The organism is Terrabacter lapilli (genome assembly GCF_039531305.1).
Taxonomy (GTDB): domain Bacteria; phylum Actinomycetota; class Actinomycetes; order Actinomycetales; family Dermatophilaceae; genus Terrabacter; species Terrabacter lapilli.
In genome coordinates, this window is record NZ_BAAAPU010000011.1 from 403,500 (window position 1) to 421,762 (window position 18,263).

At 73.7% G+C, this 18,263-nt stretch carries 19 protein-coding genes; 12 read left to right on the forward strand and 7 right to left on the reverse strand.

The features are described 5' to 3' along the window. Window positions 1-146 precede the first annotated feature (146 nt). From folP to ABD241_RS19415, 4 genes are all read left to right on the forward strand, one after another. A complete protein-coding gene (folP, locus tag ABD241_RS19400; protein WP_344067000.1) occupies window positions 147-1,007 on the forward strand; it encodes a dihydropteroate synthase in 861 nt (286 codons plus the stop codon). Further along, the gene (gene folK, locus ABD241_RS19405; RefSeq protein ID WP_344066711.1) at window positions 1,007-1,897 is read left to right on the forward strand and encodes a 2-amino-4-hydroxy-6-hydroxymethyldihydropteridine diphosphokinase; all 891 of its coding nucleotides are present in this window, start codon (window positions 1,007-1,009) and stop codon (window positions 1,895-1,897) included. Before folP ends, folK begins: the two co-directional genes overlap by 1 nt. Continuing rightward, on the forward strand, window positions 1,894-2,376 hold the full coding sequence (locus ABD241_RS19410) for a DUF3180 domain-containing protein (protein ID WP_344066714.1): 483 nt from the start codon (window positions 1,894-1,896) through the stop codon (window positions 2,374-2,376). Before folK ends, ABD241_RS19410 begins: the two co-directional genes overlap by 4 nt. A gap of 216 nt (window positions 2,377-2,592) precedes the next feature. Then, window positions 2,593-3,516, forward strand: coding sequence for a hypothetical protein (locus tag ABD241_RS19415; RefSeq protein WP_344066716.1), 924 nt, complete (start codon window positions 2,593-2,595; stop codon window positions 3,514-3,516). Window positions 3,517-3,521: 5 nt separating this feature from the next. Here the strand turns inward: ABD241_RS19415 and ABD241_RS19420 are convergent, their stop codons facing one another. Further along, the gene (locus ABD241_RS19420) at window positions 3,522-3,758 is read right to left on the reverse strand and encodes a hypothetical protein (RefSeq protein WP_344066719.1); all 237 of its coding nucleotides are present in this window, start codon (window positions 3,756-3,758) and stop codon (window positions 3,522-3,524) included. 8 nt (window positions 3,759-3,766) lie between these two features. Beyond that, entirely contained in the window at window positions 3,767-4,951 is a 1,185-nt protein-coding gene (locus ABD241_RS19425; RefSeq protein ID WP_344066722.1) for an NADH-quinone oxidoreductase subunit D, read from the reverse strand. A 117-nt stretch (window positions 4,952-5,068) separates the two neighbouring features. Between ABD241_RS19425 and ABD241_RS19430 the strand changes: the two genes are divergently transcribed. Further along, window positions 5,069-6,322, forward strand: coding sequence for a cytochrome P450 (locus ABD241_RS19430; protein WP_344067003.1), 1,254 nt, complete (start codon window positions 5,069-5,071; stop codon window positions 6,320-6,322). 15 nt (window positions 6,323-6,337) lie between these two features. Then, window positions 6,338-6,733: a VOC family protein gene (locus ABD241_RS19435; RefSeq protein WP_344066725.1), complete on the forward strand. Its 396-nt coding sequence runs from the start codon at window positions 6,338-6,340 to the stop codon at window positions 6,731-6,733. A 25-nt stretch (window positions 6,734-6,758) separates the two neighbouring features. On the opposite strand, the gene ABD241_RS19440 is transcribed toward ABD241_RS19435, so the two are convergent. Then, window positions 6,759-7,301 (reverse strand): copper resistance CopC family protein, encoded by a 543-nt coding sequence (locus ABD241_RS19440; protein WP_344066728.1) that lies wholly within the window; start codon window positions 7,299-7,301, stop codon window positions 6,759-6,761. A gap of 5 nt (window positions 7,302-7,306) precedes the next feature. After that, complete coding sequence (locus ABD241_RS19445; protein ID WP_344066730.1) at window positions 7,307-8,416, reverse strand: SAM-dependent methyltransferase; 1,110 nt, start codon at window positions 8,414-8,416, stop codon at window positions 7,307-7,309. Window positions 8,417-8,439: 23 nt separating this feature from the next. On the opposite strand from ABD241_RS19445, the gene ABD241_RS19450 reads away from it, so the two are divergent. The 6 genes from ABD241_RS19450 to ABD241_RS19475 all read left to right on the forward strand — a co-directional run bounded on the left by ABD241_RS19450 (window position 8,440) and on the right by ABD241_RS19475 (window position 15,375). Next, complete coding sequence (locus ABD241_RS19450) at window positions 8,440-9,348, forward strand: Rossmann-like and DUF2520 domain-containing protein (protein WP_344066733.1); 909 nt, start codon at window positions 8,440-8,442, stop codon at window positions 9,346-9,348. After that, complete coding sequence (gene panC / locus ABD241_RS19455; RefSeq protein WP_425580834.1) at window positions 9,345-10,319, forward strand: pantoate--beta-alanine ligase; 975 nt, start codon at window positions 9,345-9,347, stop codon at window positions 10,317-10,319. Before ABD241_RS19450 ends, panC begins: the two co-directional genes overlap by 4 nt. Before the next feature lie 61 nt (window positions 10,320-10,380). After that, window positions 10,381-10,803 carry an aspartate 1-decarboxylase gene (panD, locus tag ABD241_RS19460; RefSeq protein WP_344066736.1) on the forward strand — a complete coding sequence of 141 codons (423 nt, stop codon included), beginning with the start codon at window positions 10,381-10,383 and terminating at the stop codon, window positions 10,801-10,803. A 73-nt stretch (window positions 10,804-10,876) separates the two neighbouring features. Further along, window positions 10,877-12,694, forward strand: coding sequence for an L-aspartate oxidase (locus tag ABD241_RS19465; RefSeq protein WP_344066738.1), 1,818 nt, complete (start codon window positions 10,877-10,879; stop codon window positions 12,692-12,694). Further along, entirely contained in the window at window positions 12,691-13,575 is an 885-nt protein-coding gene (gene nadC / locus ABD241_RS19470; RefSeq protein ID WP_344066741.1) for a carboxylating nicotinate-nucleotide diphosphorylase, read from the forward strand. The genes ABD241_RS19465 and nadC overlap by 4 nt, the downstream gene beginning before the upstream one ends. Before the next feature lie 123 nt (window positions 13,576-13,698). Beyond that, on the forward strand, window positions 13,699-15,375 hold the full coding sequence (locus ABD241_RS19475; RefSeq protein ID WP_344066744.1) for a LuxR C-terminal-related transcriptional regulator: 1,677 nt from the start codon (window positions 13,699-13,701) through the stop codon (window positions 15,373-15,375). On the opposite strand, the gene ABD241_RS19480 is transcribed toward ABD241_RS19475, so the two are convergent. The 3 genes from ABD241_RS19480 to ABD241_RS19490 form a co-directional block, all read right to left on the reverse strand. Continuing rightward, complete coding sequence (locus ABD241_RS19480) at window positions 15,331-16,470, reverse strand: flavin-containing monooxygenase (protein ID WP_344066747.1); 1,140 nt, start codon at window positions 16,468-16,470, stop codon at window positions 15,331-15,333. The two genes, ABD241_RS19475 and ABD241_RS19480, sit on opposite strands and share 45 nt — an antisense overlap. 119 nt (window positions 16,471-16,589) lie before the next feature. After that, window positions 16,590-17,279 (reverse strand): class I SAM-dependent methyltransferase, encoded by a 690-nt coding sequence (locus ABD241_RS19485; RefSeq protein WP_344066750.1) that lies wholly within the window; start codon window positions 17,277-17,279, stop codon window positions 16,590-16,592. Continuing rightward, on the reverse strand, window positions 17,276-18,109 hold the full coding sequence (locus tag ABD241_RS19490; RefSeq protein ID WP_344066753.1) for a DUF3109 family protein: 834 nt from the start codon (window positions 18,107-18,109) through the stop codon (window positions 17,276-17,278). The genes ABD241_RS19485 and ABD241_RS19490 overlap by 4 nt, the downstream gene beginning before the upstream one ends. Window positions 18,110-18,263 lie beyond the last annotated feature (154 nt).

An 18,263-nucleotide genomic window follows, 5' to 3' on the forward strand; every position in this document is an offset into this window, starting at 1 on the left:
TCCACAGCAGCAAGCCACACTCCGGCGACGACACAATGACGCCCATGAACGCGCCCGCCGCCGACCCCAGCCGTCCCGATGCCGGCAGCACCGACGCCCGACCACACGCCCGATCGGACGTCCGACCCGACGCTCGACCCGATGCGATGACTCTGCTCGGGGTGCAGGACCGCACCCTCGTCATGGGCGTCGTCAACGTCACCCCCGACTCCTTCTCCGACGGCGGTGAGTGGTTCGAGCACGACGCCGCCGTCGCGCACGGTCGTGACGTGCTCGCCGCGGGCGCCGACATCGTCGACGTGGGCGGCGAGTCCACCCGCCCGGGCGCCGGTCGCCCCTCCGTCGAGGAGGAGCTGCGCCGCGTCGTCCCGGTGGTCGAGGCCCTCGCCGCCGACGGCGCCGTCGTGTCCATCGACACCATGCGCGCCTCGGTCGCCCGGGCGGCGGTCGACTCCGGCGCCACCATCGTCAACGACGTGTCCGGCGGCCTCGCCGACCCCGAGATGGTGCCGTGGGCGGCCGCGAGCCGCCTGCCGTTCATCGCGATGCACTGGCGCGGCCACAGCACCTCGATGCAGTCCCGCGCGGTCTACGACGACGTCGTCACCGACGTGCTGCACGAGCTGACGCGGCGCCGGGACGAGCTCCTTGAGGCCGGCATCGAGCCCGAGGCGCTCGTGCTCGACCCGGGCCTCGGCTTCGCCAAGAACGCCGACCACAACTGGGCGCTGATGGCGGCCCTGCCGGTGCTGCACGACCTCGGCCAGCCCGTCCTGCTCGGCGCCTCCCGCAAGACGTTCCTCGGTCGCCTCGGGCGCGGCGAGGGCGAGGCGCCCCGTCCCGCCGCCGACCGTGACGTCGAGACCACGGCGACCTCCGTCATGGCCGCCATGGCGGGACTGTGGTGCGTGCGCGTCCACGACGTCGCCTCCACCGTCCGTGCCCTCTCGGTGGTGCAGGCCGCCCTCGACCATGCGCCCGACGACCTCGAGGAGGACCACGGCTGATGGCCGCCGACCGCATCGCCCTGCACGGCGTCTCGGCGCGCGGGCACCACGGGGTGCTCGACTTCGAGAAGCGCGACGGGCAGCCCTTCCTCGTCGACGTCACGATGTGGTGCGACCTCGAGCGAGCCGGGCGCTCCGACGACCTGGGCGCGACCGTCAACTACGCCGAGGTCGCCGACGCCGTCGTCGCCCGGATCACCGGCCCGTCGTTCGACCTCATCGAGCGCCTCGCCGAGGTCATCGCCGACGACGTGCTGCGCCACGACCTCGTGGAGTCCGTCGAGGTGGTCGTCCACAAGCCCGAGGCCCCGGTGGGGCAGCCCTTCACCGACGTGCAGGTGTCCGTGCAGCGGGCGAACGCCGCCCACGTGGCCATCGCACTCGGGTCCAACCTCGGCGACCGCGGACAGACCCTCGGCGCTGCGGTGCAGGCACTGCGGGAGCTGCCCGGGCTCACCGTGATGGCAGTGTCGTCCCTCGTCGAGACCGACCCCGTGGGCGGCCCGGAGCAGCCGCCCTACCTCAACGCCGTCGCCGTCGGCCGGGCCACGCAGCCTCCGGCAGAGCTGCTCGCGGCCCTGCACCACATCGAGGCCGACCACGGGCGCACCCGCGAGGTTCGTTGGGGCGCAAGGACCCTCGACCTCGACCTCCTCCAGTACGGCACTCCCGGCGGCAGCCGCGAGGTCGTCAGCGACGACCCCGCGCTCCTGCTGCCGCACCCGCGGGCCCACGAGCGCGCCTTCGTCCTGGTGCCGTGGAGCGACGCCGACCCGGAGGCGACGCTGCGGATGGGGCCCGGGGACGGCGGCATACGCCCCGTGGCCGACGTCCTGACCGACCTCGACCGATCGGGCGTGCGGCCCGGTCCCGAATGGGAGCAGCCGTGAAACCCCACGCCGGCATCCGGGTGACGACGCTCCTGCTCGCTGCGGCCGCCATGATGGTGATCGCCTGGCTGCTGCTGCGCTTGCTGTCCTCCGGCGGCAGCGCCGTGCCCGACCCCGGCTGGATCGGCGGCGTCGCCATGCTCTTCCTCGGCGCCGCGCTGCTCATCGGGGGGTGGCAGGTGCGCAAGGTCCGCGACGGGCACCCGAACCCCGTCATCACGCCGCTGCGCGCCGCGCGCACCCTCGTCCTCGGGCAGGCCGGCGCGCTGACGGGGTCGGTCCTCGTCGGCTGGTACGTCGCCAACGTCCTCGTGCTGCTGCCCGACGCGGACGTGGACTCGCAGCTGGCCCGGATCTGGGCGTTCGCCGTGCACGCCGTGATCGCGCTGCTGCTGGCCGTCGCCGGCATGGTCGTGCAGAGCTGGTGCCGCCTGCGCCCGCGCGACGACGAGGACGAGAACGGCTCCGACCACAGCTGACGCCCGTTCTGGCGCAACGAACCTCCGTGGCGTGGTGTCATCAGGGACATGCAGCCACAGGGGGCACCCGCCGGGTCGGTTCATCCCTGGGACGACGGGCACCGACGGCGCCGGCCCCGTGCGTCTGTCGAGGCCGCGGCGCTCCTGCTCGCGGCAACGGGACTGCTCGCGGCGTGCGGCACGTCGGCGCCGTCGCCCGGCCTGCCGGGTGGAGCGGTGACGGACGTCCTCGAAGGGGGCGTCACCGGCGCGCCCGACGCCACGGACGTGCCGGGCCAGAACGGGGTCGTCGCACCGGTCGCACCGGTCGCACCTGTCAGGCCGGCGCCGCCGGACTTCGCCGGCCGTGCGGCGGTCGTGGCCGACGCTGTCCGTCGGGCCGGGGTGCCCACGGCGCCCGCGGTTCCGGTGCTCCTGTCGGGCTGGGCCCTGGACCTCGGGTTCGACACCGACGAGCAGAAGATCGCCTGGAACGCTCGCAAGGTCGACCTGGCCCCGGGGGTCCCGACCCACACGACCGGGACCGTGACCGGCCCGATGACCTCGGGGCGGGCCACCCGGTCCGTGGGCGTCATCGGTCCCCGCGAGGCGCTCGACCGGGCCCTGCGCGCGGACTCCGATGCCCCCGGCAGCTGCGACGGCGTCCCGGCCGTCTCCTGCCGGCTCGTGGTCACCCGGGCGGTGCGCGGCGATGCGCCGGTCCGGACGAGCACGGGTGAGGTGCGGCTCCCCGTCTGGCGGCTGACGATCGACGGTCTCTCGCACCCGATCTCGGTCATCGCCGTCGCGGACGGTGTGCTGGAGTGGCACGTGCCCGGGTCGGTCCAGCCGCTTCCGGGCCTGCCCGAGACGGCACCCCTCGTCCACCAGGCCGACCGGCTGATCGCCGTGAGCGGCTCGACGGTCGAGGTCGGGATCGGCGGCGGTGCGTGCGACGTCGACCTGGCCGCCCATGTCGTCGAGCTCGACGACATGGTCGTCGTCGGCGGCACCTCGCAGCCGGACCCGCAGGACACGGCATGCCCGGCGAGCTACGAGTCCAGGAGCGCCCGGCTGCAGCTGGCGCGGCCGCTGGGCTCCCGGCCGGTCATCGACGTCGTCTCGGGACGGCCCCGGATCCTCGGCGTCCCGGCGTACTGACCCGCTCAGGTGGTGCCGGTCACGGTCGCCGTCGACGTAGCCCGCGAGCCCGTCGTCGTCGTGGGCACGGCCGGCGGCTTCGGCGGCCCGTCCGGGGTCGTCGTGCGGGTCGGCCACGGCGGCGGCACGGTGTCGACGGTGTCCTCGTCGGAGCAGGCGGCCGCGAGCGTGATCGCGGCGGTGATGACGGCGACGGCGACGCCGCGCAGGAGGTTCTCGCGCGAGACCCGGCGGGGCGGCATACGACCCCTCACTTGTCGACGTCCCCGACGACGAAGAACATCGACCCGAGGATCGCGACCATGTCGGAGATCAGCTGCCCCGGCAGCATCTCGGACATCACGCTGATGTTGTTGAAGGACGCGGAGCGCAGCTTCAGGCGCCACGGCGTCTTCTCCCCGCGCGAGACGAGGTAGTAGCCGTTGAAGCCGAGCGGGTTCTCGGTGGCGGAGTAGATCTCCCCCTCGGGGACCTTGAGCACCTTGGGCAGCTTGACGTTGATGGGGCCCTGCGGCAGCTGTACGAGCCGGTCGAGGCACGCCTGCGCGACGTCGAGGGAGACGTGCACCTGCTCGAGGAGCACCTCCAGGCGGGCGAGGCAGTCGCCGGCGGTCCGGGTCACGACGCGCCCCGGGCCCTTGTCGGTGAAGAGCTCGCCGTAGGCGAGGTAGGGCGCGTCGCGTCGCAGGTCGACGTCGAGCCCGCTGGCGCGCGCGATGGGCCCGGAGACGCCGTACGCCTCGACGGTCCCGCGGGGGAGCACCCCCACTCCACGCGTGCGCGCCTCGAGGATCTCGTTGCCGACGATGAGCCGCTCGAGGGCGGGGAGCCGCTTGCGCACGTTGGCGATCGCCTTGTCGACGCGGCCCATCCAGCCGGCCGGCAGGTCCTCCTTGAGGCCGCCCACGCGGTTGAACATGTAGTGCATCCGGCCGCCGGAGACCTCCTCCATGACCGCCTGCAGCTCCTCGCGCTCGCGGAACGCGTGGAAGACCGGGGTGATCGCGCCGAGTTCGAGCGGATACGAGCCGAGGAACATCAGGTGGTTGAGCACCCGGTTGAGCTCGGCCAGGGCGGTGCGCGCCCAGACGGCCCGCTCGGGCACCTCCATGCCGAGCATGTGCTCGACGCCGAGCACCACGCCGAGCTCGTTGGAGAAGGCGCTGAGCCAGTCGTGGCGGTTGGCGAGGACGATGATCTGGCGGTAGTCACGGACCTCGAAGAGCTTCTCGGCCCCGCGGTGCATGTAGCCGATGATGGGCTCGGCGCTGACGATCCGCTCGCCGTCGACGACGATCCGCAGCCGCAGGACGCCGTGCGTGGCGGGGTGCTGCGGGCCGATGTTGAGCACCATGTCGGCGGTCGCGAGGCCGCCGGCGCCGACGCCGACCGTCAGGGCCTGGCGCGTGGGCGACGAGGCGGTGGTCTCCGTCATGCGCCCGAGCCTACGACCCGGACGGCGTGGGTATGCCGTGTGCCTCCTCCCGGGCGGCTGCCCGGCCCTCCTCCCGCTGGTCCCACCCCGTGCGGCACAGTTGGACGCGTGAGCTCGATGACGGCCCCGCACGCGACCTTCGACCTGTTCGACCCGGCGTTCGTCGCCGACCCCTACCCGGTGCTGGCGCAGGCCCGTGAGGTCGCCCCGATCGTGTGGCACGAGGGGCTCGGACTGTGGTTGACGACGACGCACGCGGCCGCCAACGACGTGCTGCGCGACCGGCGCCTCGGGCGCATCTTCCGGCCACGGGGAGCGTCCGACGACGACCCGTGGACCGTCTTCGACTGGCTGCACGCCGACTCGATCCTCGACTCTGAGCCGCCGAAGCACACGCGCCTGCGCCGCCTCGTCGCGGGTGCCTTCAACCGCGGCCACATCGAGCGCCTGCGCCCGCGCGTCGAGGAGATCGCGGACGAGCTGCTGACGGGCGCGGCCGCGCGCATCGACGGCGGGCGGTTCGACGTCATCGAGGCCTACGCCGAGCCGTTGCCGGTCCTCGTCATCTGCGAGCTGCTCGGGGTGCCGGCGTCGGACTGGAAGCGGCTGCGTGACTGGTCCCAGGCGATCGTGCGGATGTACGAGGTCGCCCCGTCGGTCGAGGCCCAGCCGGAGGCGCAGCGTGCCTGTGACGAGTTCGCCTCGTACGTCGAGGCACTCTCGGCCGAGCGGGCGGCGCGGCCCGGCGACGACCTGCTCACTGCCCTCGTCGAGGAGCGCGACGGCGGCGACCGGCTCTCACGGCGCGAGCTCGTCGCGACGGTGGTGCTGCTGCTGAACGCGGGTCACGAGGCGAGCGTCAACGGCTTCGGCAACGGACTGGCCTCGCTGATCGCCGACCCTGCTCAGCTCGAGGCGGTCCTCGGCTCGCTCGACGACGACGCGGCGGTCGCGCGCCTGGTCGAGGAGATGCTCCGGCACGACTCGCCGCTGCACCTCTTCGAGCGCACCGCCACGACCGACGTCGAGCTGCACGGGGTCACCGTCCGCGAGGGCCAGAAGGTTGCGGCGCTCCTCGGCGCCGCCAACCGGGACCCCGCGGTCTTCGCCGACCCCGACCGGTTCGACGCCGCGCGCGAGCCCAGCCCGCACCTCGCCTTCGGCGCCGGCATCCACTTCTGCCTCGGGGCGCCCCTCGCGCGGATGGAGCTGCAGATCTCGGTGCGCGCGCTGCTGCGGCGGCTCGGGGCGGTGCGGGTCGTCGAGTCCCGGCGACGCCCCACCTTCGTCCTGCGCGGCTACGAGCACCTGGTGGTCGAGCGCGTGCCCGAGACTCGAGGGACCGCGCCGGGGTGGTCCCGGCGCGGGTGACGAGAGGGGGATCGCATGAGCGAGCTGACGCCGTACCTCTGTGTGCCCGACTCGAGGGCCGCGATCGACTGGTATCGCGAGCACCTGGGCGCCGAGCTGACGGTCCCGCCGATCGTCATGGACGACGGACGGGTCGGGCACTGCGAGGTTGCCCGCGAGGGTGCGCGGTGGATGATGTCCGACCCGTTCGACGAGGTGGGCGTGGCGCCGCCGGACGACCGGCGCGGCAACCCCGTGACGCTGCACCTCACGGTCGACGACGTCGACGTCCTCTGCCGGCGGGTGGAGCAGGGTGGGGCTCGCATCGACCGAGAGCCCGCGGACACCCCGCCGATCGGCCGGCTCGCCGTCTTCCACGACCCGTTCGGACACCGCTGGTTCCTCAACCAGCCGCTGCCCGATCCGGACTGACGCCGGCTCGCGCGGCCGGTGACGGTCAGCCGCGGCCGTTGCGGTCGGCCTCGCGGCTGCGGAGCACGAGGTAGCCGCCGACCGCGAGCAGCAGGACCGTGGTGACCACGGTGAGCAGGATCGGCACAAAGAGGGAGTTCTGCGCGTCCTCGCTGCCGGTGACCGGCTTGACGTGCACCGGCGCGCCGGCCGCGGCCTTCGACCCGTCCAGGCCGATGGCCGCGTGGAAGGAGAACGTGCCCGTCACCGGGTGGCCGTCGTCGGAGGTCACGCGGTAGGAGACGGTGTAGTCGCCGGCAGGGGCCGTCAGCAGCAGGGCCTGCGTGACGGTGCGGCCGTCCGTCGTCGGGGGGCCGCTCGAGACGGGTCCCGACGGACCGGTGACGACGACCTGCGACCCGATCGACAGCGGCGCCTCCGAGAAGGTCAGCGTCACCTCCTTGGGCAGCTGCGTGATGCTCGTCCCGTCGGCCGGGTCGGTCTGCTCCAGGACGTCGTGGGCGAGGGCGGTCGTCGGCACCGCCACAAGCAGTCCGAGGGCGAGCAGGGCGGAGGCCAGACGACGCATACCTCTCAGGCTACGGGGTGACCCGGGACCTGCTTCACGGCCCACCAGAAGCCCCCGAAGCCCTCGCGGTCGAGCAGGCGCGCCTCCGCGCCGGCCCGTTCGAGCGCCGCCAGGTAGGCCAGCGGCTCGGTCTGCGCGAGCGCGTGCGGTGGCGTCGCGCCCGTCACTCCCAGCGCCTGCAGCGCCTCCCGCTGCGTGAGCACCTCGTCGGCGTCGAGGCTGTCCATCGCGACGTGCGCCGTCACGTCGCAGGAGCCGTCGGGCACCGGCGTGCGCTGCTGCCCGAGGGCGTATGCCGTGAGCGTCCCACCGCTCGGGCGATCCGCAGCCGTGTGGCCGTAGTCGACGGCCACCAGCGTGCCGGAGTCGACCCGGGAGACGAGGTCCGCCCAGGCCCGGTCGCGCGCGAGACCGACCTCGACGCGGTCACCGGGACGGCCCCGCGGCCAGTGCTCCTGGACCCACTCCTGCTCGTCGGCGGGCAGGGTCGCGCCCAACGACTCGGCGCCCGATTCCGGGTCGACGAGGACGGTGCGGACCGTGCCGCTCGCATCGACCTGCCCCACGGTGCAGGGCACGACGTCGAGCCACTCGTGGGCGACGACGAGGGCGTCGTGCAGGCCGGTCAGCGCGGTGGGAAGGGACTCGCCGCCGGGCGAGCGCAGCCACTCGACCCGCTCGTCGAGGCCCTCCGGCCGGTCCACGACGTCGACCGCCACGACCCGGGTGCGGAGGTTCTTACTGGGTGGAGGTGGTTCCTCGCGGCTGGGCGCGACGGCATACCTCGTCTTGTCAGAGATCGGGCTGGGTGGAGGTGGTTCCTCGCGCCCGGGCGCGACCGCATACCTCGACTCGGGCTGCGTCAGCTCGGCGAGCGCGGCGACGAGGTGGGAGGCCAGCTCGCCGCGGCCGGCGCCGACGTCGACGACGACGGCCGGCAGGTGCCCGTGGTCGCGCAGCCACAGCCGCAGCAGGGCTCGAGCCAGGGCGGCCCCCGTCGGACCGTGCGCCGCGGTCGTGAAGTGGGCCGCGGGGCCCCCGCGCGTGACGTAGAAACCCGACCCGGCGGCATACAGCGCCCGGTGCCACGCCTCACGCCAGGGAACGGGATCCACGCCTTGGGACTGTAGGCGATAGCGTGCCGTGCGTGAGCAGCCCCTCCGAGCGCCCTGCCCGCTTCGACGTCGGCATCGTCGGCGCCGGACGGGTCGGCGCCGTCCTCGGAGCCGCCCTCGCCAGGGCCGGCCACGTCGTGACCGGGGTGTCAGCGGTCAGCGAGGCGAGCCTGGAGCGCGCCGCGATGCTCCTGCCGGGCGTGCCGGTCAGGCCGGTGCCGCAGGTGGTCGCGGGCGCCCACCTCGTCGTGCTGGCCGTTCCCGACGACTCCCTGGCCGACCTCGTGGCCGGGCTGAGCGCCACCGGCACCTTCACGCCCGGGCAGCTGGTCATGCACACCTCCGGGGCGCACGGGATCTCGGTGTTCGAGGCCGCCGCCGGCAGCGACATCGTGCCGCTGGCCCTGCACCCGGCGATGACGTTCACCGGGACGCCGCTCGACCTGGACCGCCTGGCCGACTGCTGCTTCGGCGTGACGACGACCGACCTCGCGCGCCCGGTCGGTGAGGCGCTGGTCATCGAGATGGGCGGCGACCCGGTGTGGGTGGCCGAGGAGGACCGCGTCACCTACCACGCCGCCCTGAGCCACGGCGCCAACCACCTCGTGACGCTCGTGGCCCAGGCGATGCAGCTGCTCGGCGAGGCCGGCGTGGACGACCCGGCGCGGGTGCTCGAGCCGCTCCTCGGCGCCGCGCTCGCCAACACGCTCCAGCGGGGTGACGCAGCCCTCACCGGACCGGTCGCGCGCGGCGATGCCGGTACCGTGGCCGAGCACGTCGCGATGCTGCGCACGGTGGCCCCGGACATCCGCCCGACCTACCTGGCGCTGGCCCGCGCGACGGCGCAGCGGGCGCTGCTCAGCGGTCGCCTCCGGGCGGACGTCGCCGACCCGCTGCTCCAGCTGCTCGCGCACGAGGAGGACCCACCGTGACCGCCGCCCTGCCAGGCGCCCAGCCGGGCGCCCAGCCGGCCCAGCCCGATTCCGCGACCGGTTCGCAGCCAGCACCCGGGCGCGGCGCCGCCACGCCCGTCGTCGCCCGAACCCGTGACGAGCTGCGCGAGGCCCGCGCCCGCCTCGACGACGGCGACGTCGCGGTGGTGATGACGATGGGCGCCCTGCACCAGGGGCACGCCACGCTGATCCGGCAGGCCCGCGCGGCGCACCGGCACGTCGTCGTCACGATCTTCCTCAACCCGCTGCAGTTCGGGCCCAAGGAGGACCTCTCCCGCTACCCGCGCACCTTCGACGCGGACCTCGAGATCTGCACGCAGGCGGGCGTGGACCTCGTCTTCGCGCCGACGCCCGACGTCGTCTATCCCGAGGGCGACCCGGGCGTGCGCATCTCGGCCGGCCCGCTCGGCGACGTCCTCGAGGGCCAGGCGCGGCCCGGGCACTTCGACGGCATGCTCACGGTCGTGGCCAAGCTCATGCACCTGACCCGCTGCAGCGCGGCCTACTTCGGCCAGAAGGACGCCCAGCAGCTGCTCCTCATCCGCCGGATGTGCCGCGACCTCGACTTCCCGGTGCGGGTCGTCGCCGTGCCCACGGTACGTGAGCCCGACGGCCTGGCGATGTCGAGCCGCAACACCTATCTCACGCCGTCCGACCGGGAGACCGCCCTGTGCCTGTCGGCGGCCCTGCGGGCGGGCGCTGCCGCCGCGGCCGAGGGCCCGTCGGCCGTGCGCCGGGCGGCCCGTGCCGTGCTGGTGCGCGAGCCGCTGGCCCTCGTCGACTACCTCGTGCTGGTCCATCCGGACACGCTCGAGGACGTGCCGGAGTGGTACCGCGGCGAGGCCCTGCTGGCCGTGGCGGGCCGGGTCGGCACGACCCGGCTCATCGACAACCTGCCGGTGCTCGTCGGGCCCGGCGGCGGCGCGCTCGAGACCTTCGCCCAACCCTGACGCGTCCGCCGTCGCCTCACCGAATCCCCTTCTCCCGAGGACAGATCCAGTGCAGCGCTTCATGCTCCACTCCAAGATCCACCGAGCCACGGTGACGCAGGCCGACCTGCACTACGTCGGCTCGCTGACCATCGACCGCGACCTCATGGACGCCGCCGACCTGTGGCCGGGGCAGCAGGTCGACGTCGTCGACGTCGACAACGGCAACCGCTTGACGACGTATGCCATCGAGGGGGAGCGGGGCAGCGGCATCGTCTGCATCAACGGCGCCGCTGCTCGGCTGATCTCGCCGGGTGACACGGTCATCGTCATCGCGTATGCCGCCATGGACGATGCGGAGGCACGCACCTTCGAGCCCAACGTCGTCTTCGTCGACCGCGACAACCGCGTCGTCGAGACGGGTCACGACGCCGGGGACGTGCCCGCGGGCTTCGGCCTGCACACCTCGGCGGTCACCCAGGACAGCCTCGTCCACGGCAGGTGAGCCTGCGGCATACGGTATGGGGCACGGCGCCCGCAAGGGGAAAGCCCGGGGCGTCCTCATCGAGAAGGTGGTCATGAACGACAGCGGCATCACGGTCCCGCGGCGGCTGCGCGCGCCCGAGCCCGGCTGGACCACCACGGCCGACGTCATCGTCGTGGGGTCGGGCATCGCCGGCCTGACGACGGCACTGCGGCTGCGGCGCCGGGTCGACCGCGTGCTGCTCGTCACCAAGACGGTGCTCGACGAGGGGTCCACGGCCTGGGCGCAGGGCGGCATCGCCGCCGTCATGTCGCCGGAGGACAGCCCGGCCGAGCACATCCACGACACGCTGGTGGCCGGGGTCGGTCTCTGCGACGTCGAGGCCGTGCATGCGCTCGTCACCGAGGGCACCGACGCCGTCTGGGACCTCATCGCCCTCGGCGCCGACTTCGACCGCGGCGACACCGGACAGATCTCGCTGACGCGTGAGGGCGGCCACCACCGCGACCGCATCCTGCACGCCGGTGGCGACGCGACAGGGCGCGAGATCAGCCGCGCCCTCATCGCCGCGCTCGACCGGGTGCGCGACGACCCCGGCATCGAGGTGATCGAGCACGCCCTCGTCGTCGACCTGCTGAAGGATGCCGATGAGCGCGTCTGCGGCGTGACGCTCCACGTCATCGGTGAGGGCCAGGTCGACGGCGTCGGGGCCGCGCACGCGCGCGCCGTCGTGCTCGCCACCGGTGGGCTGGGCCAGATCTACGCCTCGACGACGAACCCGTCCGTCGCGACCGGCGACGGCATGGCGGCCGCGCTGCGGGCCGGCGCGGTGCTCGCCGACCTCGAGTTCGTCCAGTTCCACCCGACGGTGCTCTACCTCGGCGAGGGCTCGACCGGCCAGCAGCCGCTCATCTCCGAGGCGGTCCGCGGGGAGGGGGCCTTCCTCGTCGACGGGGCAGGAGAGCGGTTCATGCAGGGCCAGCACCCCCTCGCCGACCTCGCGCCGCGCGACGTCGTGGCCCGCGCCATCATCCGCCGCATGCGCGAGACGGGCACCGACCACGTCTACCTCGACTGCCGCCACCTCGGGGCGGAGTTCCTCGAGCAGCGCTTTCCGTCCATCGTGTCGCGCTGCCGCGAGCTCGGCTTCGACCCGGCGACGCAGCTGCTCCCGGTCGCGCCGGCGCAGCACTACGCCAGCGGCGGCGTGCGCACCGACCTGCACGGCCGCACCTCCCTCGAGGGCCTCTACGCATGCGGGGAGACCTCGTGCACCGGCGTGCACGGGGCCAACCGGCTCGCCTCCAACTCCCTGCTCGAGGGGCTCGTCTTCGCCCGCCGCATCGCGGACGACCTCACCGCCCGCCTCGGCTCCGGCGAGCTCCCGGAGACGACGCCCGTCCCGCCCGACGGCCGGCCCGAGCTGCTGCGGGGCAAGCGCCGCATCGACGTCCAGCGCGCCATGACGGCCGGAGCCGGAACGGTGCGCTCGGCCGACTCGCTGGCCGCGACGGAGCAGGCCCTCGCCGACCTCGCCGCGCGCGCGTCGACGGAGGACGCCGACCGGCAGGGTGGCCCCAAGAGCTGGGAGACGACCAACCTGCTGCACCTCGGACGAGCGCTCGCGTATGCCGCCGCGCTGCGTGAGGAGACGCGCGGCGGTCATGTGCGCGAGGACTTCCCGACGCGGGACGACGAGCACTTCCTGCACCACGTGCACCTCCGGCGTTCGGCGGCCGGGGTCCTGACGGCAGAGGTGGTGCCGGTGCCGCGCTCGAACCTGGAGGGCCTCGATCTCGACGCCTCGGTGCCGGTCGACGTCCTCGACGAGGACCGTGAGGACGGTGCGGTCGGATCGAACCCGGCTGTGCGGCATACGAACTCGGTGGACGGACCGGAGGAGACGGCGTGAGCGGTGACGGGCTGAGCGGGTTCCCGCTCGAGTGGGCGCACGAGCTGGTGGCGGTGGCGCTGCGCGAGGACCTCGGGCCCGAGGGCCTCGACGTGACCACGCTCGCGACGATCCCGGCCGGCCAGACGCGCACCGCGGAGGTCGTCGCCCGAGCGCCGGGCGTCGTCGCCGGGGTGCCGGTGATCGAGCTCGTGCTGTCGGCGGTCGCCGAGCAGATCGGCGGGGAGGTCCCGGCGGTGGAGGTCGTGGCCGACGACGGTGCGCGCCTCGAGCGGGGCGACGTGATCGCGCGGCTGACCGGGCCGACGCAGGTCATCCTCGTCGCGGAGCGCACGGTCCTCAACGTCCTCAGCCGGCTCTCCGGCGTGGCGACGCACACCCGGCGGTGGGCCGACGCGCTGGAGGGGACCGGGGCGATGGTGCTCGACACCCGCAAGACGACTCCGGGGATGCGCTGGCTCGAGAAGTACGCGGTGCGCTGCGGCGGCGGGACCAACAAGCGGATGGGCCTCTACGACGTAGCCATGATCAAGGACAACCACAAGCTCGCCGCCGGGTCGGTGGCGGCCGCGTACGCCCTGGTCCGGGAACGCTTCCCCGATGTCGACGTCCAGGTCGAGGTGACGACGCCGGCCGAGGCGCAGGAGGCTTACGACGCCGGGGCGCGGTTCGTCATGTGCGACAACATGAGTGTCGAGGTGCTGCGCGAGACGGTCGAGCTGCTCCGCGCCGCAGGCGAACCCGTCGAGATCGAAGCCACTGGTGGCATGACGCTCGAGGTGGCCCGCGACTACGCCGAGACAGGCGTCGACTTCATCTCGGTCGGCGGCCTGACCCACTCCTCGCCGATCGTCGACATCGCCCTCGACCTCGTGGACTGAGGGGGCCGCTCGGGCTCGGGCCCACTCCCGCACCGGGCCCCGCTCCGCAACCCCGGTGGGTGTGACGACGAGGCCACCGGCGTGCGGGACCGGCGTACCCTGCGTGACAGGAGGGTGAGGCCCATGGGCGTCGTCGACGAGCTGCTCCGTGCCAGAGCCGAGTTCGAGCGTGGCGAGTGGCGGGCTGCGTACGACACGTGGCGCGGGCTGCCCACCTCCGGCCTCGGCGCCGAGGACCTCGAACGGTCGGCGGCCGCGGCGCTCCTGCTGGGTCGGTCGGGTGAGGCGGTGGACCGCTACTCGAGCGCCTACGACGCGCGCACGGCAGACGGCGAGCACGAGGCCGCGGCGATGTGCGCCGTCCGCCTCTCGATGACCCTGCGGGCCACGGGCGGACGCTCTGCCGCCGCGGGATGGCTAGCCCGGGCCGAGCGACTGGTCAGCGGTCTCACACCTGACCGGGCCGCCTGGGGATGGACGGCCTTCGTGCGGATGTTCACCCACCTCGAGACCGGGCGCATCGACGAGGCAGCCGCGTGCGCCGTGTCCGCGTCGGACTCCGGGCGGCGCAGCGGCGACCTGGACCTGCTCGCGACGGGACTGTGCGCCCAGGGACGGATGGCCATCTACGCGGGCCGGGTGGTCGACGGCGTCGCCCTCCTCGACGAGTCCATGTTGGAGGCAGAGGGTGGCGTCCGCGAGCCGGTCACCCTGGGACACCTCTACTGCACCGCCATCGAGGGGTGCCAGGAGGTCTCGGACCTCGCCCGGGTCTCGGAGTGGACGAGGCGACTGTCCGACTGGTGTGCGAGCCAGCCGGCGCTCGTGATGTTCACCGGCCAGTGCGCCCTGCACCGGGCCCAGGTGATGCGTGCACGGGGGGCGTGGGACGAGGCGCTGGAGGAGCTCGACGCGGCGATCGTCCGCTACCTCCAGGCGGGCGCAGTGGACGCGGTGGGGCAGGCCTCGAGCGAGCGCGGTGACCTCCTGAAGCTGCGAGGAGACCTCGCTGCGGCGGAGGAGGCCTACGCGCTCGCCGCCCGCCACGGCTACGAGCCACAGCCGGGCCTGGCCCTGTTGGCGGCAGCCCGGGGCCAACGCATGGCCGCGGTGGCGACGGCCCGCCGTCTCCTGGCCGAGCCGGGCCCTGCTGTCGCCCGTAGCCGGGTGCTGGGCGGCGTCGTCGAGGTCCTCGCCGGCCAGGGCGAGGGGGTGCAGGCCCGACGGGCTGCCGAGGAGCTGGAGCAGGTCGCGGCACTCTTCGCCTCCGAGACGTTGGGGGCGGCGGCAGGCCTCGCCTGGGGCCGCGTGCAGCTGGCGCAGTCCGATGCACCTGGGGCCCTCCCGTACCTGCGCCGCGCCCGGCAGGCGGCGGCATCGCTCGACCTGCCGTACGAGACCGCCCTCGCGGACCTCGAGACCGGCCGCGCCCTGCTGGAGCTCGGCGACATCGACGCAGCGAACCGCTGCCTCGCAGCCGCCCGAACCGTCTTCGACCGGCTGGGCGCCAGGCCCGCCGCCGACGCGGTCGACGCACTGACCGGGCGCCCGACCCGGCCGGCCGGTCTGAGCCGACGCGAGCTCGAGGTCCTGGAGCTGGTGGCAGCCGGACGGAGCAACGCCGAGATCGCGAAAGAGCTGGTCCTCAGCGAGCGGACCGTGGCCCGTCACCTGTCGAACATCTTCGGCAAGCTCGGCGTCGGCAGCCGCACCGCAGCCGCAGCCTTCGCCTTCGAGCACGGGATCGCCGCCGGGTCAGGCGGCGCGCTCGACCGAGGGGCCGGCAGCCGACGCGGCTGAGCCCCAGCCCGTCCGCGCCTCGGGCCGGTGCCGTGCGACGTGCCGGGCGACGTACGCGGCGTCGCGACCGACCCCTGGCAGCACCATGGACGAGAACGAGTACTGGAAGGACAGGCCGCAGAAGTAGAGGCCCGGCACGTCTCGGGCGACCCCGCGGTACTCCCGGGGCCAGCCGTCGTCGTCCACGACGGGCAGGTCGAGCCAGCCGAAGCGCTGCTCGAAGCCGGTCGCCCAGATGACGTTGGCCACGTCGAGCACGGTGCCGTCGGCCAAGGTCGGGCGCCCACCGGTGACGCCGGTCACCCGTTCGAGCCGGCGGTCCACACCCCGCGCTGCCAGGTCCTCGCGCTTGACCCGCAGCATCGGGCCGCCGTGGTGCCGGATCCCGGCCATCGCCCGACGTCCCATCGGGGTGCGGCGGGTCAGGACGTGCCTCCAGGCGAAGAGCAGGACCGGGAAGAGTGCGTGCGCCGCGGGCGAGTCCCAGCGGACCCCCAGCTGCCCGCAGTCGCGCCCGGCCAGGGTCGTCGCCCGGTCCTGCCCCAGCTCGAAGGCGATGTCGCATCCCGAGTGCGAGGCGCCGACGACGAGCACGGGTCCCTCACGCAGCTGCGTCGGCCGGCGGTACTCGCTCGAGTGCAGCTGGAGGATGGCGGGATCGAGCTCGGCGGCGAAGGACGGGACGTGCGGGGCGCGCCCGAACGTGCCCGTCGCGACGACGACGTTGCGGCACTCGATCGCGCCCAGGTCCGTCGTGACGACGAACCCGTCGAAATCGACTGCAGCCGTGACGTTCTCGACCGTGATGCCGAGCCGGACCGGCAGCTGGAAGTGATCGGCGTAGGTGCCGAGGTAGGCCGCGACGTCGTCCTTGCCGGGGAACGCGCGCGGGTCGCCGGGGAAGCGCAGGCCGGGCAGGCCGTCGTGTGCGGCCGGCGTGTAGAGCCTCAGCGAGTCGTACTGCTGGCGCCAGCCGTCGCCGACCGCGTGGTTGCGCTCGAGCACCACGCACTCACGTCCGCGGTCGAGCAGCTCGCGTGCCGTGGCGAGCCCAGCCTGGCCGGCTCCGACGATGACGGTGTCGATGGATTCCATGGTGTCCCTCCTGGTGGTCGTCCTTCGACGGTAGGAAGGGCGAGGGAGCCATCGCGTCGGCCGTGATGCCCATCTGCGGCGCGGCCCGATGGGTAGGAATGACCATTCGGCCCGAGGGGTCAGAAGCGGCGGTACCAGAGGTTGACGGCGTAGTCGACGCCGGTGGCGTCCGGGTGCTCGGCCAGGATGAGGTCGGCGTGCTCGGGGGCGAACTCGATGCCGACGACCGCCTCGAAGTCCTCCCGGGAGTCGAAGTCCCAGCGGATGTCGAGGCGCTCGCGCTGCCAGCCCTGCCGCTCCCAGAAGCGCTCGACGGCCCGCGGGTCGTAGGACGGCAGCGCGCGCCTGAACCACTGCCCGAACGTCGACCGGGTCGCGTCGTTGTCGATGACGAAGGCCGCCCCGCCCGGGCGCATCACGCGGTCGAGCTCGGCCAGGCCCGGCTCGCAGCCCGGCCCGAAGAAGTAGGCCCACCTCGCGTGCGCGACGTCGAAGGAGCCGTCGGACACCCCGATCGAGGCCGCACCCTCCTCGCGGACCGAGACGGACGGCATACCCGAGATGCGTTGTGCGGCAAGTGAAGCCAGCGGTGGGTGCGGCTCGACACCGACGACCGACCGGGCGTCCTGCGCGAAGTACGGAAGGTGGAACCCGGTGCCGCAGCCGATGTCGACGACGTCGCGCCCGGACCAGTCGAGGACCGAGCGCATGGCGTCCTCGATGACGTGGGCGCGGTCGACGCCGCGGTTCTCGACCTCGTAGACGTCGGGGGTCTCCCAGATGTTGGGGGAGGGGATGGTCTCGCTCATTCGGCGCGCTTCCGGGCCGGCGCGGGGCCGGTCAGTCCGGGTTGGGCCTCGAGCGTCGCCGGGTGGACGAGCAGCGGCAGGAGCTTGCGCACCCCGCGCGCCCGGACCGCCTTGACCTGGGCCAGGTGCGCCTCGGCGCGGATCGCCAGCTCGGCGTACGCCTCCGGTCCCATCAGCTCGATGAGCTCCGGCGCGTTGGAGCGGTAGACGGGCTCACGGCCGACGTGCGCCTCGGGGTTGCCCGAGCAGTACCAGTCGAGGTCGTGGCCGCCGGGCCCCCAGCCGCGGCGGTCGTACTCGGTGATCGTCACCTCGAGGTAGCTCGTGTCGTCGGGCAGCTCGACCGTGCGGAAGGTGCGCCGGATCGGCAGCTGCCAGCAGACGTCGGGCTTCATCGTGTGCGGCTCGACGCCGGTGAGGATCGCGTGCTGGTGCAGGGCGCAGCCGGCGCCGGCGGGGAAGCCGGGGCGGTTGAGGAAGATGCAGGCGCCGTCGACGACCTTCGTCTTGCGCGCGCCGTCCTCCTTCTCGGTCCAGTCGTTGGTGGTGCCGGTGGCCGTGCCGACGGAGTGGTACTCCCACTCGTCCTCGCCGAGCTCCCGGACCGCCTTCTCCACGCGCTTCCAGTCGTCCTTCTCGGTGAAGTGCGCCCCGAGCGTGCAGCAGCCGTCGTCGGGCCGGCCGGCGTAGATGCCCTGGCAGCCGTTGCCGAAGATGCACGTCCAGCTGCTCGTGAGCCAGGTCAGGTCGCAGCGGTAGCGCTGCCCCGCGTCGGCGGGATCGGTGAACTCGACCCACACGCGGGGGAGGTCCAGGGGTGCTTCAGCCACCGGATCACCCTACGTCGCCCACCTCGCGGCCGGCCCGCCACTGCCCGCTCTGTGGGCCTCCGGCCGAGACCCGGCGCTGCGGGCGTATGCCGCGGGCTCCGTCGCGTGGCCCCGCCGGCGTACGCTGGCGTTGGCGTCCAGGTCGCCTCCGGTG